Source organism: Candidatus Tectomicrobia bacterium (assembly GCA_016192135.1).
Taxonomy (GTDB): Bacteria; UBA8248; UBA8248; order UBA8248; family UBA8248; genus 2-12-FULL-69-37.
The window spans coordinates 19,056-41,856 of sequence record JACPUR010000023.1; the positions used below are offsets into that span (position 1 = coordinate 19,056).

At 70.4% G+C, this 22,801-nt stretch carries 22 protein-coding genes; 6 read left to right on the forward strand and 16 right to left on the reverse strand.

Annotation, left to right across the window (positions count from 1 at the left end; all coding sequences use genetic code 11):
- Nucleotides 1–115: 115 nt before the first annotated feature.
- The 5 genes from HYZ11_10520 to HYZ11_10540 all read right to left on the reverse strand — a co-directional run bounded on the left by HYZ11_10520 (nt 116) and on the right by HYZ11_10540 (nt 3,696).
- Nucleotides 116–1,030 carry a PAC2 family protein gene (locus HYZ11_10520; GenBank protein MBI3128026.1) on the reverse strand — a complete coding sequence of 305 codons (915 nt, stop codon included), beginning with the start codon at nt 1,028–1,030 and terminating at the stop codon, nt 116–118.
- Between the two features lie 171 nt (nt 1,031–1,201).
- On the reverse strand, nt 1,202–1,762 hold the full coding sequence (locus tag HYZ11_10525) for a DUF992 domain-containing protein (protein ID MBI3128027.1): 561 nt from the start codon (nt 1,760–1,762) through the stop codon (nt 1,202–1,204).
- Between the two features lie 352 nt (nt 1,763–2,114).
- On the reverse strand, nt 2,115–2,609 hold the full coding sequence (locus HYZ11_10530) for a DUF992 domain-containing protein (protein ID MBI3128028.1): 495 nt from the start codon (nt 2,607–2,609) through the stop codon (nt 2,115–2,117).
- Nucleotides 2,610–2,668: 59 nt separating this feature from the next.
- Nucleotides 2,669–3,502, reverse strand: coding sequence for an MBL fold metallo-hydrolase (locus tag HYZ11_10535; GenBank protein MBI3128029.1), 834 nt, complete (start codon nt 3,500–3,502; stop codon nt 2,669–2,671).
- The gene (locus tag HYZ11_10540; GenBank protein MBI3128030.1) at nt 3,499–3,696 is read right to left on the reverse strand and encodes a hypothetical protein; all 198 of its coding nucleotides are present in this window, start codon (nt 3,694–3,696) and stop codon (nt 3,499–3,501) included. The genes HYZ11_10535 and HYZ11_10540 overlap by 4 nt, the downstream gene beginning before the upstream one ends.
- 378 nt (nt 3,697–4,074) lie before the next feature.
- Here HYZ11_10540 and typA point away from each other — a divergent pair, with 378 nt between their 5' ends.
- Nucleotides 4,075–5,874: a translational GTPase TypA gene (typA, locus tag HYZ11_10545; protein ID MBI3128031.1), complete on the forward strand. Its 1,800-nt coding sequence runs from the start codon at nt 4,075–4,077 to the stop codon at nt 5,872–5,874.
- 8 nt (nt 5,875–5,882) lie between these two features.
- Nucleotides 5,883–6,488, forward strand: coding sequence for a sel1 repeat family protein (locus HYZ11_10550; GenBank protein MBI3128032.1), 606 nt, complete (start codon nt 5,883–5,885; stop codon nt 6,486–6,488).
- 9 nt (nt 6,489–6,497) lie between these two features.
- On the opposite strand, the gene HYZ11_10555 is transcribed toward HYZ11_10550, so the two are convergent.
- Nucleotides 6,498–6,995 (reverse strand): peptidylprolyl isomerase, encoded by a 498-nt coding sequence (locus HYZ11_10555; GenBank protein MBI3128033.1) that lies wholly within the window; start codon nt 6,993–6,995, stop codon nt 6,498–6,500.
- 69 nt (nt 6,996–7,064) lie between these two features.
- Complete coding sequence (locus tag HYZ11_10560) at nt 7,065–8,078, reverse strand: LLM class flavin-dependent oxidoreductase (protein MBI3128034.1); 1,014 nt, start codon at nt 8,076–8,078, stop codon at nt 7,065–7,067.
- A gap of 261 nt (nt 8,079–8,339) precedes the next feature.
- Here HYZ11_10560 and HYZ11_10565 point away from each other — a divergent pair, with 261 nt between their 5' ends.
- The 3 genes from HYZ11_10565 to HYZ11_10575 are packed head-to-tail and all read left to right on the forward strand — an operon-like array spanning nt 8,340 to nt 11,246.
- Nucleotides 8,340–8,540 carry a hypothetical protein gene (locus HYZ11_10565; protein MBI3128035.1) on the forward strand — a complete coding sequence of 67 codons (201 nt, stop codon included), beginning with the start codon at nt 8,340–8,342 and terminating at the stop codon, nt 8,538–8,540.
- Complete coding sequence (locus HYZ11_10570) at nt 8,530–9,954, forward strand: amidase (GenBank protein MBI3128036.1); 1,425 nt, start codon at nt 8,530–8,532, stop codon at nt 9,952–9,954. The genes HYZ11_10565 and HYZ11_10570 overlap by 11 nt, the downstream gene beginning before the upstream one ends.
- A complete protein-coding gene (locus tag HYZ11_10575) occupies nt 9,951–11,246 on the forward strand; it encodes an acetyl-CoA hydrolase/transferase family protein (GenBank protein MBI3128037.1) in 1,296 nt (431 codons plus the stop codon). Before HYZ11_10570 ends, HYZ11_10575 begins: the two co-directional genes overlap by 4 nt.
- A gap of 32 nt (nt 11,247–11,278) precedes the next feature.
- Here the strand turns inward: HYZ11_10575 and HYZ11_10580 are convergent, their stop codons facing one another.
- Nucleotides 11,279–12,535: a serine hydroxymethyltransferase gene (locus HYZ11_10580; protein ID MBI3128038.1), complete on the reverse strand. Its 1,257-nt coding sequence runs from the start codon at nt 12,533–12,535 to the stop codon at nt 11,279–11,281.
- 329 nt (nt 12,536–12,864) lie between these two features.
- Here HYZ11_10580 and HYZ11_10585 point away from each other — a divergent pair, with 329 nt between their 5' ends.
- On the forward strand, nt 12,865–14,253 hold the full coding sequence (locus tag HYZ11_10585; protein MBI3128039.1) for a trehalose-6-phosphate synthase: 1,389 nt from the start codon (nt 12,865–12,867) through the stop codon (nt 14,251–14,253).
- A gap of 435 nt (nt 14,254–14,688) precedes the next feature.
- Here HYZ11_10585 and HYZ11_10590 read toward each other — a convergent pair whose 3' ends face one another.
- The 8 genes from HYZ11_10590 to HYZ11_10625 all read right to left on the reverse strand — a co-directional run bounded on the left by HYZ11_10590 (nt 14,689) and on the right by HYZ11_10625 (nt 22,711).
- On the reverse strand, nt 14,689–15,075 hold the full coding sequence (locus HYZ11_10590) for a hypothetical protein (protein ID MBI3128040.1): 387 nt from the start codon (nt 15,073–15,075) through the stop codon (nt 14,689–14,691).
- A 7-nt stretch (nt 15,076–15,082) separates the two neighbouring features.
- Nucleotides 15,083–15,406, reverse strand: coding sequence for a MoaD/ThiS family protein (locus HYZ11_10595; protein MBI3128041.1), 324 nt, complete (start codon nt 15,404–15,406; stop codon nt 15,083–15,085).
- Complete coding sequence (locus HYZ11_10600; protein MBI3128042.1) at nt 15,403–17,286, reverse strand: hypothetical protein; 1,884 nt, start codon at nt 17,284–17,286, stop codon at nt 15,403–15,405. Before HYZ11_10600 ends, HYZ11_10595 begins: the two co-directional genes overlap by 4 nt.
- Nucleotides 17,287–17,306: 20 nt before the next feature.
- Nucleotides 17,307–18,632: an NAD(P)/FAD-dependent oxidoreductase gene (locus HYZ11_10605; GenBank protein ID MBI3128043.1), complete on the reverse strand. Its 1,326-nt coding sequence runs from the start codon at nt 18,630–18,632 to the stop codon at nt 17,307–17,309.
- A gap of 2 nt (nt 18,633–18,634) precedes the next feature.
- A complete protein-coding gene (locus HYZ11_10610; protein ID MBI3128044.1) occupies nt 18,635–19,099 on the reverse strand; it encodes a 4Fe-4S dicluster domain-containing protein in 465 nt (154 codons plus the stop codon).
- Between the two features lie 132 nt (nt 19,100–19,231).
- Nucleotides 19,232–20,593, reverse strand: coding sequence for a CBS domain-containing protein (locus HYZ11_10615; GenBank protein MBI3128045.1), 1,362 nt, complete (start codon nt 20,591–20,593; stop codon nt 19,232–19,234).
- A 206-nt stretch (nt 20,594–20,799) separates the two neighbouring features.
- Complete coding sequence (locus HYZ11_10620; protein MBI3128046.1) at nt 20,800–21,678, reverse strand: DMT family transporter; 879 nt, start codon at nt 21,676–21,678, stop codon at nt 20,800–20,802.
- Nucleotides 21,679–21,832: 154 nt separating this feature from the next.
- Nucleotides 21,833–22,711, reverse strand: coding sequence for a DMT family transporter (locus HYZ11_10625; GenBank protein ID MBI3128047.1), 879 nt, complete (start codon nt 22,709–22,711; stop codon nt 21,833–21,835).
- Between the last annotated feature and the right edge of the window lie 90 nt (nt 22,712–22,801).

Sequence of the window (22,801 nt, forward strand, 5' to 3'; positions counted from 1 at the left end):
CGGCCATCTCCGCTCGCTTTTTATCGAAGGAAGCCCGCACGGGCGCAATGATGTCCCCCAGCCACCGACCATTCCGCGGCGGCGCACCCAGGAGGAACTACAGAAAAAAGCCGGTCTAGTCCTTGTCGGACCCGTTCTTGCGGCGCCGCAGGAAGTCCTCGATCTCGTCGGCGATTTCGTCGGCGACCTGCTCCCCCGGGGGGAGCTCCTCGGCCGCCTCGCCGGATGAATGCTCCTCCTCCTCTTCCGGCTCGTCCTCGGCTTCGGACCCTTCCATCTGGGAGACGTAGCGGGCGAGCTTGGGATCCTCGCGGATGGCCTCTTCCACCTGCCGGTCGAAGTTCGCCGCCGAGCGCTCCAGGTCGCCAAGGTCCAGGGGGATGCGGCACACCGCCCGCAGCCGGTCGAGCAGGGCGAAGGAGGCCTTCGGGTTGGGCAGAGCGGCGATGTAGTGCGGCACGCTGGCCCACAGGCTGACGGAGGCGAGCCTCTCCTCCTGCATGAGGCTGTGGAGGACCCCCACGATGCCGGTGGGGCCTTCGTAGCGGGAGAGCTCCATGCCCAGGTTGCGGACGAGGGAGGGGTCGGTGGCCAGGCAGGTGACGGGGACGGGCTCGGTGTGGGACTCCCCGGCCAGGAAGGCCCCCATGGTCACGACGAGCCGGACGCCGCACCGGTTCACGATGTCGAGGACGCTCCGACTGAAGCGCCTCCACTGCAGGTGCGGCTCGACCCCCACCCCCACCACGAAATCCCGCGGGAGGTGGCCCGCCCGGCAGACGAAAAAATCATTCGCGGGCCAGGAGATCTGCCGCTCCCCCTTCTCGTCGAGGCGCACGGTGGGCCGCTGGTCGGAGAACTGGAAGAAGTCGTCGGGCGGGATGGCGGCGAAACGCTCTCCGCCCAGGCGGTCCACCAGGTACCGGGCCGCGAGGGTGGCGGATTCGGCTGCGTCGTTCCACCCGGCGAAGGTCATGATCATGATGGGGTCGCGAAGCACGGAAGGATGCCGCAGGTAGACTGCGTCCATGGCCTCTCCTGTCAGAGGAGGCGGGAATCTCCTCGCCGGGATCATACCGCCTCACCGCGTCCGGCCTCAAGGTATTCTTTCCGGGAAAAAAGAACCGACAAAAATCCCCGCCCGGGCCGGTTTCCCCGGGCGGGGATTTCCACGGGGGCGGCGCCCCATGCCTTTGTCTGCCTACTTGCCCGCCTCCCGCACCGGCCGGCCCGGGGCCTGGGCCGCGCGGTCAGGCTCGAGGTACATACGCGTGCCGCCCACGATGAGGCCCTCGCCCTTGAAGGATTCGACCGAGGGGACGACGCTGATGCCCTTCTGGCTCCCGCCAACGAGCGCCGAGGAGCCATACCCCTGGCCGAACACGCCGGCGCCAAGCGTGGTCCCGTAGTAGTTCCCCTGGAGGGGGAACGCCTCGAGGGCGGCGCCGGTGCGGACGCCGAAGACGCCGAAGTACAGGGTCCTCTCTTCCCGCTGCCCCACGTCCACCCCCAAGAAGCCGATCTCGCCGCCGTACTTCTGCGGCTGGCCCTCGTTGGGCTGATAGGTGCAGTCCACCGAGACGGAGGATTGCAGGAAGTGCTTGGTTTGCGTTCCGGGTTTCGTCTTGCACGTCAGCTTGCCCAGGTTCACCCCTGTCTTGTTCTCTTCCTTGGGGGGTTCCGCGCCCGAGGCCGGGCCGGTTCCGGCCGCGGCCAGCAAGAAACTCATCGCGCACGCAAACATCAGGTTCCGGGCGTTCATCAAATTCCCCTATCGGCGGCGGGATCCCCGGTGCTTCCATCCGGGATGCGGCCCCGCCCGGCGGGCGCAGGATGCCGGCGCCGGCCGGGAAAATTCCCCCTCATCGTCCATCGTCGCTCATGGGTTTATGCCGGCGGCACCCGACTTGGCACGCTGGGCGTCAAACGGCAGGCGAAAGAAGAGGGCTGACCGCCTCTCGCCCGTATTTCCCTATTTTTAAAATAGGCCCCGGCCGGGACGAGGTTCAATCGAAGAAAACACTGAGAAATGAAGGGAGGACGAAACGCGCTCCCCGCCCGGAAAAATCCGGACGGGGAGAGGGTTTCGCCGGCGAAAAGGCGGGGGAGAGGGCCTACTTCTTCAGGGGCTGGAGGTTCATCCGGGTGGCGCCCGCGCTGATGCCCGCGCCCTTGAAGGTATCCGCCGAGGGGACGAGGTTGAAGCTCTTCCTCAGCCCTCCGACGAGGGCGGTGGAGCCCACGCCCTTCCCGCCCATGCCTGCGGCCACGGACGTGCCCAGGTAGTCTCCCTGGAGGGAATGGGCCCCCATCTTGATGTCGCGGGTGACGCCGAGGACGGTGAAGTTCAGGGTCTGCTCGTCCTTCCGGCTCAGGTCCACGCCGAGGAAGCCGAGCTCGCCCTTGTACATCTCCTCGCCCCCGGTGGTCTTGAAGGCGCACTCGACCGCCACGGAGGACACGAGGAAGAGCTGCACACTCGTGCCCGGCTTGGTCTTGCACGTGAGGCTGCCGACGTTCACCCCTCCCTGCTCGGCCGCGCCGGCGGGGGCGGCTCCGATGAGGAAGGAAACCAAGAGAACGGACATCACCCTGCAGGCGGCTTTCATCTCATTTCTCCTTTTGGCTCCCAGGTTCGAAGGCCGTGAAGGCCTCCGTGAATCGCCTCCTAGCGCCGCTCCTCCAGCGCATCATATACGGCTCCCAAGCCCGCCGCCTCCAGCTCGAAGGCGCGGTCCCCCAGGATGCGCGGGTAACCCTGCCCCGCCCGGTGGATATACTTCGCATCCTGCTGGACCTCCTGCCGGCTCTTCCCCATCCCCTTCAGGAGCCGGACCTGGGCCACGACCGCCTCCATCTTCTCGCGCTGCCGGGCGATCTCCTCCTTCCGGCAGGGGTCGCCGTGACCGGGGATATACCAGTCCACATCCAGCGATTCGAGATAGTCGAGCGAGTCGAACCACGCCCATACCGAAGCGGAATGGAAGAAGGGATGGCCGCCGGGGGTGATGTTATCGCCGGTGAAGGCCACCCGGGTCCCGGCGGCGTGGACGGCGGTCTGCCCGCGCGTGTGCCCCGGGGAGTGGCGGAGGCGGAAGGTTTCCCCCCCGAGGCGGAGGGTGAAGCCGCCGTCGTACACGATCTCGGGGGTCCGCAGTCGGTAGCCCTCCAGGAGGCCGCCCGCGGTGGGGTCATACTTCCGCATCCGCTCCACGGCCACCTCGCTCGAGGGGACGGACTTGAAGAAATCCGCATCGGTCAGCCGGCTGGCCACGACGGTTCCGGGCATGAAGCCGTTGACGGCGATGTGGTCCTGGTGGTGCTCGGTGTGAATGATGTAGCGGATGGGCCCCTTGGACTCCAGGAAGGCCCGCCACTCGGCCGCCTCCGTGGGCTTCATGGGGCCGTCCACCGCCACCACGCCCTCCCGTGTCACCACGCACCCGAAGGTCGGGTAGGTGTTTGCGTAGAACACGCCCGGGGCCAGCTGATTTATGTTCATGCGCGCGCCTCCAGCCAGGGCTCCGCCGTCAAGGGAACGATAAGTTGCTCCTGCCGCCGCCCCCGCCGGGGGTTCGCCCGGCCCGGAACGGGCAGGGCGCCCGCCGCCCCGGCCGCCTGGGTCCGCGCCCACTCGTCCTCGAGGTCCCGCGTGTGGCCGCGGAAGTGGGGCATCATGAAAAAGGAGAATCTCAAGGGCGGCGCTCTCCCCCCCCGGGACGCGTGGACAGCCCGAAGCTTCCGCTGAAGAGGCCCCAGCCTAGCAAGTTCGGAGGCCGCGGGGAAACATCTCCGGCGGCCGGTAGCGGTCCAGTTTGCGCAGAGGCGCATATGATTTCGAGGTGGTCCTTTGCTTCGCGCCTCCGCCGCCGGCGCTCTTCCCTCACCCCAGCCCTCTCCCAGAGGGAGAGTGCCAATTCATCCAGGGCAACGGCGTTCAGAGAATAGCCAAACCGACCACTCATCTCCGGCGGCCGCTTGCCCCGCCGCCCCGGTTCGTCCATTATCCTGCGCCTCGCGCCCCCGGCCCGCCGACGGCCGGGGGGTTGGACGCCGCCTCGGCCCAGGACCCCCATGACAAAGAGCCAGCGCCAGGACCTCCGGAACTTCGCCATCATCGCCCACGTGGACCACGGCAAGACCACCCTCGTGGACGCCATGCTCTGGCAGAGCGGGATCTTCCGCCAGGGGCAGGAGGTGGCCGAGCGGGTGCTCGACTCCATGGACCTGGAGCGCGAGAAGGGCATCACCATCATGGCCAAGAACTGCGCCGTCACCTGGGGCGGGGTGCGGCTCAACATCGTGGACACCCCGGGGCACGCCGACTTCGGGGGCGAGGTCGAGCGCGTCCTCTCGATGGTGGACGGCGTCATGCTCCTCGTGGACGCCTCCGAGGGCCCCCTGCCCCAGACCCGCTTCGTGGTGAGCAAGGCCCTGGCGCGCGCGCTGCCCTTCGTGGTGGTCATCAACAAGGTTGACCGCTCGGACGCCCGGCCGGCCGAGGTGCTGGACGAGGTCTACGACCTCTTCATCGACCTGGACGCCGCCGAGTCCCAGCTCGATTTCCCGGTCCTCTACGCCGTGGCCCGCGAGGGCCGGGCGGGGACGGCGCCGGACCGGCTCGCCGGGGACCTCGAGCCCCTCTTCCGCACCCTCATCGCCTCCATCCCCGCGCCCAGCTTCGAAGATGGAGCCCCCCTCCAGATGCTCGTCTCGCGCCTGGAGTACGACAACTACGTGGGCCGCCTCGCCATCGGCCGGGTGTGGAACGGCGCCATCCGGGCCAAGGGGGCCGCGGTGGTCCTCGGGCGGGACGGCAAGAACCAGCGGGGCGAGATCAGCCATCTCTTCGGCTTCGAGGGCCTCCAGCGCGCGCCCATCGCCGAGGCGCGCGCGGGGGACATCGTCGCCGTGGCGGGCTTCGAGGAGCTGAACATCGGGGACACCATCGGGGATCCCGAGAACCCCCGGGCGCTCCCCGTCATCGCGATCGACGAGCCCACCATCGCCATGACCTTCCGCATCAACGACTCGCCCCTGTCCGGCCGGAGCGGCAAGTTCCTCACCTCGCGTCAGGTGCGCGACCGCCTCTTCCGGGAGGCGCGCAACAACATGGCCATCCGGGTGGAGGAGACCGGCTCCCCGGACGCCTTCCGCGTCTCGGGCCGGGGCTCGCTCCAGCTCGCCGTGCTCATCGAGCAGCTCCGCCGCGAGGGATACGAGATGACGGTGGGCCGGCCCGAGGTCATCATCCGCAAGGACGGCGGCAAGGTGCTGGAGCCCTTCGAGGACGTGGTGATCGACGTCCCCGAGGACTACATCGGCGTCGTCACCCAGAAGATGGGCATCCGAAAGGGCCGCATGACCAAGATGGTGAACCACGGCAAGGGCCGGGCGCGGCTCGAGTTCCGCATCCCCAGCCGGGGACTCATCGGCTACCGCAGCGAGTTCCTCACCGACACCCGGGGGACGGGCATCCTCACCCACCTCTTCGCCGGGTGGGACGCCTGGGCGGGCGACCTGCCGGGCCGGATCACCGGCGCCCTCGTCGCCGACCGCGGGGGGAAGAGCACCCCCTATGCCATAGAGAACATCCAGGAGCGCGGCACCCTCTTCATCGGCCCCACGGAAGAGGTCTACGAGGGCATGATCGTCGGCGAGAACAGCCGCGAGAAGGACATGCACGTCAACATCACCAAGGAGAAGAAGCTCACCAACATGAGGGCCTCCGGGTCGGACATGACGGCCCAGCTCGTCCCCCCCAAGCGCTACAGTCTGGAGCAGGCCCTGGAGTTCCTCCGCGAGGGAGAGGCCCTCGAGGTGACCCCCGCCGCCTTCCGCTTCCGCAAGGCCCAGATCAAGGGCGGGAGGTAGGGAGCCCCGTGCGCCCGCCGATCCTCCGGCCCGCCCTCTTCCTCTTCCTCTTCCTGGCGACCTGTCCCGCCGATGCGGGCTTCAAGGAGGGCGTCACCGCCTTCCGGCTGGGGGACTACGCCGCCGCCCTGCGGGAGTTCCGGCCGCTCGCCGAGAAGGGAGTGGCGGAGGCGCAGTTCAACCTGGGCGTCATGTACCGGCAGGGGCTCGGGGTGAAGGAGGACCCAGCCGAGGCGCTCAGGTGGTACCGCAAGGCGGCCGAGCGGGGCCACGCCAAGGCCCAGCTCAACCTGGGGACGCTCTACGCGAGGGGGCTCGGGGCGAAGGAGGACCCGGCCGAGGCCTTCAAGTGGCACCGCCGGGCCGCCGAGCAAGGGCTCGCCCCCGCCCAGCGCCTCGTGGGGGAGGCCTACGCCGCCGGGAAGGGCGCGCCGCGCGACCTGATCCTCGCCCACGCCTGGCTCAGCCTGGCCCAAAAGAAGGGGGAGCCCGGCGTCTCGGAGCTTCTGCGCGAGGTGGCCGCCCGCCTCAGCCCCAGCGAGCTCTGGGAGGCCCAGCGCCTGGCCGAGAGCTGGGAGCCCAAAAGGCCGGACGCCATCCCCGCACGGCCCTGACGCCGCCCCTCACTTGTCCAGGATGGCGTTCCACTTGTCGAGGTTGGCCTTCTGTGCCTGGAAGAGAGGCCCGGTGTCCCCCTCGATGGCGACCTTATCGAGCTTGTCTCCCGCCTTGATCGAATCCACCACCTCCTGGCCCGCGGTCACCTGGCCGAAGACGGTGTGCTTGCCGTTCAGCCAGGGGGTGGCCACGTGGGTGATGAAGAACTGGGAGCCGTTGGTGCCGGGGCCCGCGTTCGCCATGGAGAGCACGCCCGGGGCGTCGTGGGCGAGATCGCCGCGGAACTCATCCTCGAAGGTATAGCCGGGGCCGCCCCGGCCGTTCCCCTGCGGGCAGCCGCCCTGGATCATGAAGTCCGGGATGACCCGGTGGAAGGAGAGGCCGTCGTAGTAGCCCCGCTTGGCGAGGTTCGCGAAGTTGGCGACGGTCGCCGGGGTCTGCTTCTCGTGCAGCGAGATGCGGATCTCGCCGCGGCTGGTGGTGAGGACCGCCATGAGGGACATTGAAAATCTCCTGTCGGATGGGCCGAATCAAGAAAATCGAATCCACTCTACTCCGGAAACGCGCCGCTCTCACCCCCTCCCCTCCAGCCCGAAGGCTTGGGCCAGCAGTTCGTAGGACCTCACCCGCGCCTCGAAGCTGTGGCAGACGGTGACGACGACGAGCTCCTCCACCCCGTAGGCCCCGGCGAGCTGGAGCATCCCGGCCTTGCACTGGTCCGGGTCGCCCACGGTGGTGCGGCCCCAGACGTCCTCGGCGAAGGCGCGCTCGGCCCCGCTCCACGGGTAGGCCTTGGCCTCCTCGGGGGGCGGGACACCCTTCCGCTCCCCCCGGCGGTTGCGGAGCATCCAGAGGGGGCGGCTCGAGGCGTGGTGGATGGCCTCCTCCTCCGTCTCGGCGCACATGACGAAGACGCCGATGCTGCCCAGGGGCCCGGCGAGCTGCTTCGAGGGGCGGAAGTTCGCGCGGTACATCGCCATCACCTGGGGCCCGCCGTACTGGTTGATGAAGTGGGCGAAGGAGAAGGGCCGGCCGAAGTGGGCGGCCATCATGGCGCTCTCGTCGCTCGAGCCGAGCATCCACAGTTCGGGGACGGTGGGGCCGTCGGGCATGGCGCGCAGGCGGGCGAAGGGATGCTCCGGCGGGAGGCTGTCGGTGAGGTAGCCCATGAGGTCGGCCACCTTGCGCGGGTAGTCCTCGTAGCCGAAGCCGCTCTGGCCGGGGGCGAGGGCCGCCGCCGTGAGGCGGTCGCTGCCCGGGGCGCGGCCGATGCCGAGGTCGATCCGCCCCGGGTAGAGGGCCTCGAGCAGCCGGAAGTTCTCCGCCACCTTGTAGGCGCTGTAGTGGCTGAGCATGACGCCTCCCGAGCCCACCCGCAGGGAGCGGGTGCGGGCGGCGATCTGGCCGACGAGGATCTCGGGCGAGGTCCCGGCGAGGCCGCCGCTGTTGTGGTGCTCGGCCACCCAGTAGCGGCGGTAGCCCAGCCGCTCCGCCGCCTGGGCGAGGAGCAGGGTTTCCTGCAGGGCCTGGGCGGCCGTGCCCCCGCTCCGGATGGGGGACTGGTCCAACACGCTGAGACGGATCATTCGGACGACCCTGGATTGAGGAGCCGGCCGGAAGGCGCTTCCGCCGGGACCGGGGGATTTTGCGGCCCGGCACCCGATCCCGCAACCCCGCGGGCCCCGCCGCTCGGGCGGAGGGTCCTGAAAATCCCGCCCTTTTCGGCCCGATGGGCGTTGCGCCCCCCCCGGCGGCGGGGGTACATATAAAGCTGTGAGTTCGTGAACAGCCCCTCCTGAAGTTTCCGTCAACCCGCGCTCCGCTCTCAAAAGAAAGGGCTCGAATCCATGCGCATCCCCGACGAGGAGATGGCGCGGCTCTGCCGCTCGGCCCTGGGGGATTCTCTTTCCCCCGAGACCCGCGTCTCAATCGCCGCCGTGCTGGAGGGCATCGCCGAGATCCACGGGCGCCTGGTGTCCCGGCTCTCTCCCGAGGCCGAGCCCCAGGGCCACGCCGCGCTGCTTGGGAGGGCCCGCCGTGACGGCTGACCCCACCCATCTCCCGGCGGCGGAGATCGCCCGCCGGGTCCGGAAAGGGGAGCTCTCCGCCGCCTCGGCCGCCGAGGCGTTCCTCGCCCGGGCCGGGTGCCTCGGCCCCAAGCTCAACACCTGGATACGGCTCGACCCCGAGGGCGCCCGCCGCGCCGCCCGGGCCGTGGACGAGGCCGTGGCCGCGAAAAAGGACCCAGGGCCGCTCGCCGGGGTCCCCGTCGGGATCAAGGACCTCGTGGACATGGCCGGCCTGCCCACCACCGCCGGGAGCCGGATCGATCGGGACCGCATCGCGAAAGAGGACGCCACGCTCGTGCGCCGGCTGCGCGGAGCGGGGGCCGTCATCCTGGGCAAGCTCAACCTCCACGAGTACGCTTACGGCCCCACCGGCCACAATATCCACTACGGGGACATGAAGAATCCCTGGGACCCCTCCCGCGTCACGGGCGGCTCGAGCGGGGGCTCGGGCAACGCCGTCGCCACCGGCCAGGCGGCCTTCGCCATCGGCTCGGACACGGGGGGCTCCATCCGCATCCCCGCCTCGCTGTGCGGGGTGGTGGGCCACAAGCCCACCTTCGGGCTCGTGAGCAAGGCGGGCTGCGTGCCCCTCTCCTGGTCGCTCGACACCGTGGGGCCCCTCGCCCGCACGGCGGAGGACTGCGCCCTGGCGATGAGCGTCCTCGCCGGCCACGATCCGGCGGACCCGTGCTCGATGGACGGGAAACCCCTCCGCTTCCTGGAAGGCCTGGGCGAGCCGCTCAAGGGATTGCGGATCGGGCACGCGCGCCGGTACTACGCGGACTCCGACCCCGAGGTGGCGGAGGCGGTGGAGCGGCTGGCGGAGGCGCTGGCGGAGGCGGGGGCCCGGGTGGAGGAGGTGGAGATCCCGGACCAGGAGCCGGCCAAGGACGCCACCGCGATAGTCTTGATGTGCGAGGCGGCCGCCTACCACGAGAAGAACATCCGGGATCGGCCCGGGGACTACGACCCGCGCGTGGTCGAGCGGCTGCGGCCGGGGCTCCTGGTGAGGGCGGCCGAGTACCTGCAGGCCCAGCGCTTCCGGGGGGAGTGGGCCGCCCGGGTGATGCGCGAGGCGTTCGGGCGGTCGGATTTCCTGCTCGCGGCGTCCACGCCCATCCCCGCGCCCCCCATCGCGGAGGACACGGTTACGCTCCGCGGCGGGAAGCAGGCGGTGCGGGGCCTGCTCACCTCGCTCACCCGCATGTGGAATTTCTTCGGAGGGCCCGCGGTCTCCTTCCCCGCCGGCTTCAGCCGCGGGGGCCTTCCCATCGGGGCGCAGCTCATGGGCGCCCCGTTCAGCGACGCGCGCCTGCTCGCCGTACTCCACCAGCTCGAGCGGATGGGTGTGGCCGAAACGAAACGGGCGCCATTCGAGGGTGAACGGCGATGACCTGGCAAAAGGACTACCAGGGGAAGCTGACGACCCCGACCGACGCCGCCTCCGTGGTGAGAAGCGGCGACCGGATCTACATCTCCGGGAACGCCTCCTCGCCCGTCGCCATCCTGCACGCGCTCGCGGACCGGAAGTCGGAGCTCCGGGACGTGGTCGTCCACCACGTCCTCCTGGTCGGGAAGGACCCCCTCTCCCTCCAGGGCATGGAGAAGCACTTCCGCCACGAGTCGCTCTTCGTGGGCCCGAGCGACCGGCAGGCGGTCAACGAGGGGCGCGCGGCCTACATCCCGGTCTTCCTCTACGAGATCCCGAAGCTCTTCCGCGACCGCTACCTCCCACTGGACGTCGCCTACCTCTCCGTCTCCCCGCCGGACATCCACGGCTTCTGCTCCCTCGGGGCCGAGGTCATCGCCAGCAAGGCGGCGGCGGAGGCGGCCAAGATCCTGGTGCTCGAGGTCAACGATCAGATGCCGCGCGTGCTGGGGGACACCTTCATCCACGTCTCCCAGGCGCACAAGGTCGTGGAGGTGTCGGACCCCCTGCCCCAGCTCCAGGCGGAGCCCCCGGACGAGGTCGACCTCAAGATCGGGCGGGTCATCGCCGGCCTCATCGAGGACGGCTCCACCCTCCAGATGGGCATCGGCCGCATCCCGGACGCGGTCTGGATGTCCCTGGAGGGGAAGCGCGACCTCGGCATCCACACCGAGATGATCTCGGACGGGATGATGAACGCCATCGAGAAGGGCATCGTGACCGGGGCCTGCAAGAGCATCCACATGCGGAAGGTGATCGGCACCTTCATCTACGGAACCGGGACGCTCTACGAGTACGCGAACGACAACCCCTTCTTCGAGCTCCACCCCGTCGACTACACGAACGACCCCTACGTCATCGCCCGGAACGACAAGATGGTGGCGGTGAACTCCGCCCTCCAGATCGACCTGACCGGGCAGGTATGCGCGGACTCCATCGGCACCCGCATCTACTCCGGCTTCGGCGGGCAGGTGGACTTCATCCGGGGGGCGGCGCGGTCCAAGGCCGGCAAGCCCATCATCGCCGTCCGATCCACCGCGCTGGGAGGGAAGGTATCCCGCATCGTGCCCATGCTCGACCAGGGAGCCGGGGTCGTCACGACGCGGGCGCACGTGCACTACGTCGTCACGGAGTACGGGCACGTCCAGCTCTTCGGCCTGAACATCCGCGAGCGGGCGAAGCGGCTCATCCAGCTCGCCCACCCCGACTTCCGCGAGGACCTGGCGAGGCAGGCGAAGGAGTGCCTGAGGCTCTAGGCCGCCAGGAGCGCGGGGGTGGTGCAGTAACCCTACTCGGGCCGGGCGCCCCCGGGGCCCATCGGGAAGCGGGCGCACAGCTCGCGCACGTCCCGGCGGATGGAGGCGAGCTTCTCCTCGTTCTCCACGCCGGCGAGGGCGTCGGCGATCCAGCCGCCGATGACCTCCATCTCCCCTTCCCTCATCTTGCGCGAGGTCAGGGCCGGCGTCCCGATGCGGAGGCCGCTGGTGAGCATGGGCTTGCGCGTGTCGTAGGGGACGGCGTTCTTGTTCACGGTGATCCCGGCCTTGCCGAGCGCCCCCTCGGCCTTCTTCCCGCTGAAGCCCGCCTCGCGCAGGTCGACGAGCATCAGGTGGTTGTCCGTCCCGCCCGAGACGAGCCGCAGCCCGCGCCTCATGAGCGCCGCGGCGAGGGCCTTGGCGTTCTTCACGATCTGGGCGGCGTAGCGGCGGAACTCCTCGCCGGCGGCTTCCTGCAGGGCCACCGCCTTGGCCGCGATCACGTGCATGAGGGGGCCGCCCTGGAGGCCGGGGAAGATGGCCTTGTCCATCTTCTCGGCGTAGTCCGCGTCGCAGAGCACCAAGCCGCCCCGGGGCCCGCGCAGGGTCTTGTGGGTGGTGGTGGTCACGATCTGGCAGTGCCCGGCGGGGCTCGGGTGGACGCCCCCGGCGATGAGCCCCGCCACGTGCGCGATGTCGGCCATGACCACGGCCCCCACCTCGTCCGCGACGGTGCGGAAGCGCGCGTAGTCGATGTGGCGCGGGTAGGCGCTCGCGCCGACGACGATGATCTTCGGGCGGTGCTCCCTCGCCTGGCGCTCGACCTCCCCGAAGTCGATGACCTGGTTCTCCGGGTCCACCCCGTAGGCCACCACCTTGAACCAGCGCCCCGAGAAGGTGACGGGGTGGCCGTGGGTGAGGTGGCCGCCGTGGGAGAGGTTCATGCCGAGGATGGTGTCGCCCGGCTCGAGCAGCCCGTAGTAGACGGCGGCGTTGGCCTGGGCGCCGCTGTGGGGCTGGACGCAGGCGTGGTCCATCTTGAAGAGCGCCTTGGCCCGCTCGATGGCGAGGGCCTCGGCCACGTCCACGTACTCGCATCCGCCGTAATAGCGCTTCCCGGGCAGGCCTTCGGCGTACTTGTTGGTCATCACGCCCCCGGCCGCCTCCATCACCGCCGCGCTCACGTAGTTCTCCGAGGCGATGAGCTCGAGCTCGTCCGCCTGGCGGCGCTTCTCGTTCTCCATCGCGGCGTACACCTGGGGATCGGCCTGGGCGAGCGCGGATGCCATCGAACGAGACCTCCGAAGGGCTGAGGCGGGACCGGAGGGCGCTCCGGTGCGGGGACGCTAACAAAGAGCCTCCGCCCCGTCAAACCACCGCCCCCCCCGCGCCCTCCGGGCCGGCGGCGGCTTGGCAGGGGACGGCGCCTGTGCCAGAATGCCCCCGTGACGCCTGCAAAACCCTGAACGCCGGAACCACAGCCTATCCAGGTTTCCAGCCCGCAGGCACGTCCGTCGGCGCCCTTCCGCCGGCGCCGCCACCCGAACACGGAGAAGGAGATCGCCCGGCCCCAGGCCCTCTTTCGCGGCCGCGCCGCCCGTCCCACGGGGGATTCCCATTGAGCAAGCTCGCCATCGTCTCGAACCGCCTGCCGCCCCGCCCCGACCAGGCGGGCGCCCGCGCCCAGGAGGTGGGGGGCCTGGTTCCGGCGCTCCTCTCGGCGCTGGAGATGTCGGGCGGCGGGCTGTGGCTCGGCTGGAGCGGACGCGCGGCCCCCGAGCACGGCGCCCCCCTCACGTGGGAGATGAACGGCAGCCGCGTCGTCGGCATCGACCTGAACGAGCGGGAGGTGGACCTCTACTACAACGGCTTCTGCAACCGCGCCGTCTGGCCCCTGATGCACTCCTTCCAGGGCCGGGTGCGCCTGAGCCGGCAGGAGGAGCGGGCCTACGCCCAGGTGAACGCCCGCTTCGCCCGGCGCCTCGCGGAATACCTCTCGGGCGGCGAGACGGTCTGGGTGCACGACTACCACCTGTTCCTGCTGGGGCGGGAGCTCCGGCGCCTGGGCCACCAGGGCCGCATCGGCTTCTTCCTCCACACCCCCTTCCCCGCGCACGACACCTGGCAGATCCTCCCCCAGCCCGAGGAGTTCCTCGAGGCGATGCTGGACTACGACCTCGCCGGGTTCCACACCCGCACCTACCGCGACAACTACGTCTACGCGGCCGAGCGGCTCATCGGCGCCTCGTGGGACGGCTCCTGCCTCTCGGCCTCGGGGCGGCGCCAGCGCGTGGGCATCTTCCCCATCGGGGTGGACCCCGCCCGCTTCCGCGGCCCATCCCGCGAGATGGGCGGCGGGGGCCGGCGGCACCGAAGCCTCTGGGAGGAGGCCGGCGGCTGCCAGGTCATCCTGGGCGTGGACCGGCTCGACTACACCAAGGGCATCCCCAACCGCATCCTCGCCTTCGAGAGCCTGCTCCGCTCGCATCCCCAGTGGCGCGGGAAGGCCTCGCTCTACCAGATCTGCGCCCCCTCGCGCACCCGGGTGACGGAGTACATGGAGCAGAAGCGCACCGTGGACGCCCTGGTGGGGCGGGTGAACGGGGAGTACGCCGAGCACAACTGGGTCCCCGTGCGCTACCTCTACCGCTCCTACCCCCAGGCCCGCCTGGCCCAGTTCTACCGCGAGGCCCACGTCTGCCTCGTCACCCCCCTGCGCGACGGGATGAACCTCGTCGCCAAGGAGTTCGTCGCCGCCCAGGACCCCGAGAAGCCGGGCGCCCTCGTCCTCAGCCGCTTCACCGGCGCCTCGGAGGAGCTGCGCGACGCCATCCTGGTGAACCCCTACCACCCCGAGGACGTGGCCGACGGCATCCAGCGGGCCCTCACCATGAGCCTCGAGGAGCGCATCGCCCGCCACCGCAAGCTGGCCGCCTGCGTCGAGCGCCACAGCAGCCGGTGGTGGTTCGAGAGCTTCCTCGCCGAGCTGGCCTCCACCCGGAAGTGAAAAGCCGGAATTCCCCGGAATTTCCCGGAAGCCGCCGGAACCGCCCCTTTCCCGGCCCATACGGCCTCCGGTAAGACCAGAGAAAAAACGGGGCTTTATCCCCTCTTTATCCCTCAATAAGCGTTACTAACCGTTACTTGCCTCCCGCCGGCGAAAAGGGGTTTTCCCCTCAATTCGCGAGACCTCCCGCGACGGGTTTTCGTGTCGTGCTGTCTCCTCCCGATCTGTAGGGCGGGATTTTCTCCCTCTCCCGGAGGGAGAGGGGGGAACCGGACCCGCGCCCCCGATCGAACATACCCCCGCCCGGGCCGGGGCCAGTTACCGCAATTTCGCGCACGTTCGTGCTCGCGCATTTTTTTGCAAAAAAGAGCGATTTCCGATCAAAAACGGGGGATTTTGACCAAAAACTGGATGGAAGGAGACGCCAGGGGAAGCTCAGCCCCCCGCACCCCCCAGCTGGGCGAGGAGCTCCTCGCCCAGCTCCGCGCAGAGGGCCTCGATCCGCTCGATGGCGGGGGCGTCCAGATCGTCGTAGTGGATGCCGCAGGCCAGGGCCACGTGGCAGCCCAGCGCCGCCGCCAGCCGCTCGGCCAGGGCCCGGCCCGGGCGCTCGTCCATGTGGCCGGGGCGGTTCAGGACGCTCGAGGTGGCGGAGGTGCGGGAGGGATCATCCAGGCTCGGGCGCGGTGAGGCCAGGATAACCGAGCCCACGTGGGGCCGCGCGCCCCCCGCGAGGAGGACCCAGAGGTCCTCCCCGGCCCAGCGGGCGCCCGCCTCGATGGGGGCGCCCCGGAACTCCCGCTCGGCGCGGACGAAGTCCAAGCCCGCCTCACCCCCCCATGAACTGGCCCATGAGGAGGATCTCGTCGCCCGCCTTCACGGGGGTGTCGAGGGTGTGGTGGATGCCGAGGAGGGCGTCGTTGACGGCCACCTCGATGTGCTCGCCCAGGTCGGCGGAGCCCCGGTCCCACAGGGCGTCGTTTAGGGCCGGGAAGCGGGCGCTGAAGCGCTTGAGGACGCTCCGCACGCTGTCGCCGGGGGCGGCCTCGACCTCGAAGCTCTTGCGGTCGCTCCCGTCCCCGCCCACGAAGGTGGTGGCCCAGGCCATCACCTCCACCTTGACCGGGAAGCGCCCGTCCGCCGCTTCGCTCACGCCTTGACCCCGGCCCCCCAGAGGGGCTCGATGACGTGCTCGAGCCCGAGGTCGCGCAGCGTCCCGGGGAGGGGCCGGCCCGTGGCGCGGTCGTAGCCCGCGGTCTGGTACCAGGTGTCCATCAGGGTGTCCCAGTGGTCTAGGATGGAGACGCCGGCGATGGGGCCGTCCACGGGGGTGGAGGCGTAGCGCTTCGAGGGCTTCTCCAGCTCGGGGCCGATGCCGCAGCGCAGGTTGAAGGCCCGCATGAGGGCGGCGGCGCGCCGGCCGGCCCGCATGGCCTCGTCGCGGCGGATGTCCCAGCCGGTGGCGGCGGCGACCGAGCGGCACAGCGTCTCCATGTAGACCCGGGTGGTGAAGACGCAGGCCCCGAGCGAGTCCTCGAAGTGCTTGCGGCCGCGCATGGTGGCCACCTGGCGGGCGACGGGCACCGGGTCCTGGGGCGCGATGCGCGCCGGGAGCCCGAACTCGCTCGGGAAGGTCGGGGGGCCGGTGTCCTTGGTGCCCCCGCTGCCGGTGCAGGTGTCCAGGAGCTCCTCCCAGCGGGAGCGGTGGTCGTGCCCCCGGGGGCTGTTGCCCACCTCGGTGTAGATGGCGCACTCGGCGGCGGGGCCCCCGATCTTCCCGGAGGCGCGCTTCACGCCCTCGGCCAGAATGTCGCCCATGCCCTCGCGCTTGCAGATCATGTCGAGCAGGCGGGCGGCGCCCTCGACGTCCCCCCACTCGAGGCGGAAGCCCAGGTCCTTGTCGCTGAGGTAGCCCTTCTGCTGGCACTCCATCACCCATCCGCACAGCCAGCCGAACTCGTTCACGTCCACGCAGGCCCGGTCGATCCGGGTGTTGAGCCAGGAGACCTCCTGCGGGTCGGTGGCGCCGATGGCCCACCCGGCCCCGGACCAGCCCTCGTACTCGGGCTCGTCCACCACCTCGCCCTTGTGGGCACCCGAGCGGATGACCTGCATGTGGCAGTGGTGCATCCCGCAGGCGCTGCACTGGTGGCCCCGGTGGTCGAAGCCCGCGCGCAGGGCCGGGGCCTCCCAGAGCTTGGTGTCCACCCCCTCGGGCCAGACGTTGGTGGTGTAGTTGCGGATGGGGAGCGCCCCCATGCCGTGCAGGTTCCGCACCCCGCCGAGGGTGCCGTACATGTAGAGCCCCTTGGTGGAGGGGTCGGTCTTGAGGTCGTGGGCGATCTCCTCGGCGGCGGCCAGGAGCGCGTGGGGATGGGCCGCGGCCACGCCCCGGGAGCCGCGCTCGATGGCCACGGCCTTGAGCCTCTTCTTGCCCATGACGGCGCCGCAGCCGTTCTTGCTGGCCACGTGGCCGTAGTCGCCCTGGATGGCGGCGAAGCGCACGAGGCTCTCCCCGGCGGGGCCGATGGAGTAGACGCTCAAGCGGTGGCCCGAGAGCCTGAGCTCGGCCTCGAGCGCCTGCTGGGTCTGCCAGGTGTCCTTGCCCAGGAGGGAGGAGGCGTCGCGGAGCTCGGCCTTCTCGTCCGTGATGTGGAGGTAGACCCACCGGGGCGACTGGCCCTGGACGACGATGGCGTCGTAGCCGCAGGTCTTGATGTTGGCCCCGAAGAAGCCGTTGGCCTGGGTGTTGGTGGCGCCGTTCGTCAGGGCGCCGCGGGTGACGACGGTGAGCCCGCCCGTCCCCCACACCGGGAGCCCGGCGAGGGGCCCGGTAGCCATGACGAGGCGGTTCTCCGGGTGGTCCCAGTTCACCTCGGGGGGGACCTCCTCCCAGAGGATCTTGGCCCCGAGGCCCGCCCCGCCGATCCACTTGCGGCGGTCACCGCCCGTGAAGGGCTCGGAGGTGACCTTCCCGCTCGTGAGGTCCACCCGCAGGATGCGCCCCGCGTATGCGTAGATGGTGTCCGCCAAGATTCCGCCTCCCGTGGCCGTCATGCGTTCACCCTCACTTCGCGCTCCGGCACCGAGGGCCGGCCCAGCAGGGTCTGGGGCAGGAGCTCCTTCGTGGTCCCCGTGGAGAGGAACGCGAGCCGCACGTCCTGGGGCCGGGCCTTCAGGCGCGCCTTCCAGGCCGAGAGGTCCCGGCCCGTGTAGACCAGCCCCTTGAGCATGCCCACGTCGTTCGTGGCCCAGATCTCGCGCGTGCGGCCGAGGACGATGGCGCCGGCCAGCCGCCCTCCCCGGAAGAGGAGCTTCCGGTAGGCGGGCCGGTCGGGCCGCAGGTCCTCGCAGGCCTCGGCCCCGGCGTCGTCCCAGGCGCCGAAGCTGGCGATCTCGAGGTCCATCACGTCCACGATGTTCATCAGCAGGCTGCCGGGATAGGCCACCTCCCGCCCGGCCATGTTGGCCCCCGCCACCCGGCCGTGCTGCATGGCGGTGGGCTCGATGGCGTGGACGGCCCGGCCCCCGCCGATGACGGGGCCCTCGGCCACGTCCCCCGCGGCATAGACGTTGGGGACGCTCGAGCGCAGGCGCTCGTCCACGACCACCCCGGCCTTCACCTCGACGCCCGAGCCCTTGAGCCACTCCAGGTTGGGCCGGATGCCCGTGGCCATGATGACGAGGTCGGCCTCGACATCGCCGCCGTCTTTGAGCTTGATGCGCTTGGCCTTGCCCGCGTCCTCGATGGCCGTCACCTGGACCCCGGGCCTGACCGTGACGCCCCGCTCCTCGAGCCAGGCCTGGACGATGCGGGCCGCCGCCTCGTCCACCATGCGGGGGAGGATGCGCGGGGCGATCTCCAGCACGGTGAGCCTGGCACCCCGGCTTACAAGGGCGTTCAGGATGGTGAAGGCGATGAAGCCCGCCCCGATCATGGCGACCCGGGAGCCGGGCTTGATGCCCTCGGCCACCCCGCGCGCGTGGAGGAGGGTCCAGAAGCTGTGGACGTTCGCCCCCTCCGCCCCCGGGATGGGGGGGCGGACGGCCGAGGAGCCGGTGGCGATGAGGAGGTTGTCGTAGGGGATCTCGTCCCCGTTCGCGAGGATGAGCTTGCCCGCCTTGGCGTCCACCTTGGCGGCCCGGGCCCCGATGCGGGCCTGCACCTTGAGGGCGGCGAGGCGGTGGGGCCCGGCCGTCGTGCAGTGGCTCTCCCCGATCTGGCCGGCCAGGTAGTAGGGGAGCACCATCCGCGAGTAGGGCGCCTCGTCCGAGACCAGGATGATCTCGGAGGCCCCCTTGTCGATCTCCCGGATGGCGGTGATGGCGTTCCAGCCGGCGGTCCCGGCCCCGACGATGACGTTCCGCTGGGCGGCCATGGCTAGCGCGCCCCCGCGAGCGCGGCCCGCTCGGCGGCGAAGGGCCCGAGCCAGTCCTCGGTCTCGGCCTCCGTATAGAGGATGGCCTGGGTCGGGCAGACCTGGGCGCAGGCGGGAGCGCCGCCGCAGAGGTCGCACTTGAAGGCCTTGTGGGTGTCGGGGTCGTAGAAGACGGTGCCGTAGGGGCAGGCGATGGTGCAGAGCTTGCACCCGACGCAGATGCCGTCCACCACGTCCTTGGCCCCGGCCGGGGAGATGACGATGGCCTCGACCGGGCAGGCGGTCAGGCACCAGGCCTCGGCGCACTGGGGGCAGGTGTAGGGGGCGTAGCTGGTGTGCCCCTCGAAGGCCGAGACCCGGATGACGGACTTCGAGGGCTGGAAGGTCCCGGTCTGCTCGTAGGAGCAGGCCAGCTCGCACCGCATGCAGCCGGTGCAGCGCTCGGGGATGATCTTGAGTACCCGCATCGAATCCTCCTCGATCGGCCGGACCCCGTGACGACACTGCCGCGCGGATTTTCTCGGGAAGCACTTCCGGAGCTGCCGTTAGCGGAGGCGATTTTGTCAGATGGGGCGCGGGCGGTCAATCGGCGGGAGGGCTCAGCCCTTCCCGGCCTCCTCCTGGAGGATCTCGGGCCCCGCGATGCCCCGGCGCTCGAGGAGGGGGATGAGCTTCCTGGGGTCGGCCCGGGCCACGCGCACGGTGTAGTGGACGTGCCCGGCGGGGTCGGCCGGGTCGGGCTCGCTCACCACGGAGAGCACCTCCGCCCCCTCATCCTCCAGCGCCTTGAGGAGGGGCACGATCCCGCCCTCGCCGGGCCGGCGGGAGGCCTTGAGGGAGAAGCGCAGCGCGCCCCGGCCCTTGCCCACCGCGTCCAAGAAGCCGCCCAGCACGTCCCCCCGGGTGATGATGCCCGCGAGCCAGCCTCCCTCCACGACGGGGATGGCCCCCAGCTTGTTCGCGCGCAGGAGGTCGGCGGCCTGCTCGAGGGAGGCGTCCGGGCCGATGGTGATGGGCTCGCGCGTCATCACGTCCTTCACGCGGCGGACGAGGAGGAGGTCGAAGCGGTCCTTGAGCCCCTTGGGCACGTCCGGGGGCAGGAGCACGCCCCGGACGTCGCGGTCCGAGATGATCCCCACGAGGCGGCCCTCCTCCACCACGGGAAGGCGGCCGAAGCCCCCCTCGCGCATCATCGCCTGGGCGTCGTAGACGAGGGTGTCGGGGGAGCAGGTGACGGGGTTGCGGGTCATGCGGTCCGCGACGCGGAGGATGCCCCGGCCCGGCTCGTAGCTCGCGGCGAGGGAGGCGTCCCAGCCGTCGAGGTGGGTGCGGTCGGAGGCGGGGACGCGGCGTGTCTCCCCGTACCTCGCCTTGGGATGCCCCACCGGGATGAGGCAGGCCGTGCGCACGCAGGCGGGGATGCCCAGGGCGCGCTTCACCTCGTCCTCGTAGCGGCAGTGCAGGGTGGTGAGGACGGCCCCCAGCCCCCGGGCGCGGGCGGTGAGCAGGAGGTTCTGCACCGCCGGGTAGATGGAGGCGTAGACGCTGTTGAGCGTCATGACGGAGGGCGCCCCGGGGTCGTCCCCGAAGGAGAGCACCCGCATGTCCAGGCAGGGGAGGATGAGGACCGGCACCTTGTCCAGGTTGGCCGCGAAGTGGTCGCCCGCCGGGTGCTTCTTCCAGCGCTCGAGGGTGGCCGCCGCCTCGGGCTGGGTCTTGGCCATCTCGGCCACCTTCTCCTTGTAGGCGTTCCAGGAGCGGTGGTAGAGATCGCGCACCCGGGCCTTGAGCTCCGGGTCGCGCAGCACCACGAAGTGCCAGGGCTGGCGGTTGCCCCCGCTGGGGGCGCGGACGGCCGCGTCGAGCAGCGCCCGCACGTCCTCCTCCGAAACCGGCTCCTCGGTGAACTGCCGGATCGCCCGCTGGGTATGGATCGCCTCGTGCAGCGACATCTCGCTCATGGCCGCTCCCCCGGACCGGATGCCCCGAAACCCGCAGCGAACTCTAGCAGAGGGGGCGAATCCCTCCAATCCTCCCTCGCCCCGGGTTTTCCCTCGTTTGTAGGGGCGAACCTCGTGTTCGCCCCCGCGGGATTCGAAGAGGGCGATGACAAACATCGCCCCTACGTATCTCCTTGAATCCCACCCCCTCAATCCGCCCCCCGCCCCTACCTCCCCGACGTGACCAACGCCGCCCCGGCCACGACGACCACGGTGGAGACCACCACCCGCCGGGTGATGACCTCCCGGCCCCGGAGGAACAGGAACGAGAGCAGGAGCACGAAGATGGGCCCCAGGCGGATGAGGGGCGCGATGACGGAGAGGGAGCCGTCCCGGAGCGCCGTCCAGTAGTTCACGGCGGCGAGGATGGCCAGGAGGCCCGAGGGGAAGGCGCCCCACATCACCTCCGCGTCCCAGCGGAAGCGCTGCGAGCTCTCCATGAAGCGCGAGGTGCCGAGGAGCATGAGGTTCGCCATGAAGGCCGAGATCGCGATGCCCAGGAAGGGCGCGTCCATCGAGAGGAGCCCCATCTTGCGCAGGTAGGGGGTGACGGCGAAGGCCGCCGTGCTCATGAAGGCGAAGGTGTACTTGGCGAGGGGCCGGCGCTCGCCCCCCCGCTCGCTCGTGAGGAGGACCATCCCCCCCACCACCAGCGCCACTCCCAGCCAGACCCCGGGCGAGGGCCGCTCCCCCAGCAGCGCCATGCCGATGATCACCGCCCCGATGGGGGAGGCCGCCACCAGGGCGTTCGTGCGGCCCACCCCGACCTCCATGTGGGAGCGGTAGGAGGAGTAGCGCGCCACGGCGTTCCCCACGAGCCCGACCGCGAGGAACATCCCGACGGCCAGCCAGGGGCTCCCGGCGTAGGAGTCGACGAAGGGGGAGAGGGCGAGGGCGGCCACCCCCATCCAGGCGTTCACCCAGAGGGTGGCCGTCATGGCCGAGGAGCGGTCCATCAGCCGCCGGACGGTGATCTGGTTGCAGGCGAAGAAGAAGCTCCCCAGCACGGCACGGACTTCCGCGGGAGGGATCGGGAGATCGCCCATCGGGCCTCCGGCGGGGGATTGGAGGTGACGCCCGAGTATGGCACGGCCCCTGCCGCGCGGCCATGGGTGGGCTGGCGGCGGCGCGCCGGGCGGGGTTGCCCATCGGCGGCTGCGTGCGCAGGCCCCGGAGAGGGAAACGCGAGGCCTTGCCCGCTCACCTCCCCGACGTGACCAATACCGCGCCGGCCACGACGATCAGGGTCGCGATCACCACCCGCTTGGTGATGACCTCCCGGCCCCGGAGGAACAGGAACGAGAGCAGGAGCACGAAGATGGGCCCCGTCCGCATGAGAGGGGCGATGACGGAGAGGGAGCCGTCCCTGAGGGCGGTCCAGAAGTTGATGGCCTGGCCGATGGCCAGCGCGCCGGCCGGGAGGGCCGCCCACATCGCCGCCGCGTCCCAGCGGAAGCGCTGGGGCTTCGCCATGAAGCCCGACGACGTCATGAGGGAGATGTTCGCCATGGAAGTGGAAAGCAGGATGCCCATCCAGGGGGCGTTCATCGCCAGCAGCCCCGCCTTGCGCAGGTAGGGGGTGATCGCGAAGGACACCAGGGACATGAAGGCGAAGGCGTACCTCCCCATCGCCCGCCGCCGCCCGTCTCCTTCGCTGGTGAGCAGGATCATCCCCGCGACCACCAGCCCGACCCCCAGCCAGAGGACGGGGCCGGGGCGTTCCCCGAGGAGCACGATGCCGGCGACCACCGCCCCGAGGGGCGAGGCCGCGATCATGGCGTTCGTGCGGCTCACCCCCACCTCGTAGTTCGAGCGGTAGGAGCAATAGCGCGCCATCCCCTGGCCCACCATCCCGACCCCTAGGAACATGAGAATGGCGAAGAGGGGCCTGCCCTCGTAGGAGTCCACGAAGGGCGAGAGCGCGATGGCGAAGACGCCCATCCAGCCGTTCACCCAGAAGGTGACGGTCATGGCCGAATCCCGGTCCATGAGGCGGCGGACCACGATCTGGTTGCAGGCGAAGAGAAAGCTGCCGATGAGGGCGCGGACTTCCGGGGACGGGAGGGAAAGATCGCCCATCGGGCCTCCGCCGGGGAATTGGAGAGATGACGCGCGCGATTATGGCACGGCCCATGCGGCGCGGCCATCGGGTGGGCTATACTCAAAAGG

Coding starts and splice junctions, on each gene's coding strand:
- HYZ11_10520 (MBI3128026.1), bottom strand. CDS start 1,030: ATGGACGCAGTCTACCTGCGGCATCCTTCCGTGCTTCGCGACCCCATC.
- HYZ11_10525 (MBI3128027.1), bottom strand. CDS start 1,762: ATGAACGCCCGGAACCTGATGTTTGCGTGCGCGATGAGTTTCTTGCTG.
- HYZ11_10530 (MBI3128028.1), bottom strand. CDS start 2,609: ATGAAAGCCGCCTGCAGGGTGATGTCCGTTCTCTTGGTTTCCTTCCTC.
- HYZ11_10535 (MBI3128029.1), bottom strand. CDS start 3,502: ATGAACATAAATCAGCTGGCCCCGGGCGTGTTCTACGCAAACACCTAC.
- typA (MBI3128031.1), top strand. CDS start 4,075: ATGACAAAGAGCCAGCGCCAGGACCTCCGGAACTTCGCCATCATCGCC.
- HYZ11_10555 (MBI3128033.1), bottom strand. CDS start 6,995: ATGTCCCTCATGGCGGTCCTCACCACCAGCCGCGGCGAGATCCGCATC.
- HYZ11_10560 (MBI3128034.1), bottom strand. CDS start 8,078: ATGATCCGTCTCAGCGTGTTGGACCAGTCCCCCATCCGGAGCGGGGGC.
- HYZ11_10565 (MBI3128035.1), top strand. CDS start 8,340: ATGCGCATCCCCGACGAGGAGATGGCGCGGCTCTGCCGCTCGGCCCTG.
- HYZ11_10575 (MBI3128037.1), top strand. CDS start 9,951: ATGACCTGGCAAAAGGACTACCAGGGGAAGCTGACGACCCCGACCGAC.
- HYZ11_10580 (MBI3128038.1), bottom strand. CDS start 12,535: ATGGCATCCGCGCTCGCCCAGGCCGATCCCCAGGTGTACGCCGCGATG.
- HYZ11_10605 (MBI3128043.1), bottom strand. CDS start 18,632: ATGGCCGCCCAGCGGAACGTCATCGTCGGGGCCGGGACCGCCGGCTGG.
- HYZ11_10610 (MBI3128044.1), bottom strand. CDS start 19,099: ATGCGGGTACTCAAGATCATCCCCGAGCGCTGCACCGGCTGCATGCGG.
- HYZ11_10615 (MBI3128045.1), bottom strand. CDS start 20,593: ATGAGCGAGATGTCGCTGCACGAGGCGATCCATACCCAGCGGGCGATC.
- HYZ11_10620 (MBI3128046.1), bottom strand. CDS start 21,678: ATGGGCGATCTCCCGATCCCTCCCGCGGAAGTCCGTGCCGTGCTGGGG.
- HYZ11_10625 (MBI3128047.1), bottom strand. CDS start 22,711: ATGGGCGATCTTTCCCTCCCGTCCCCGGAAGTCCGCGCCCTCATCGGC.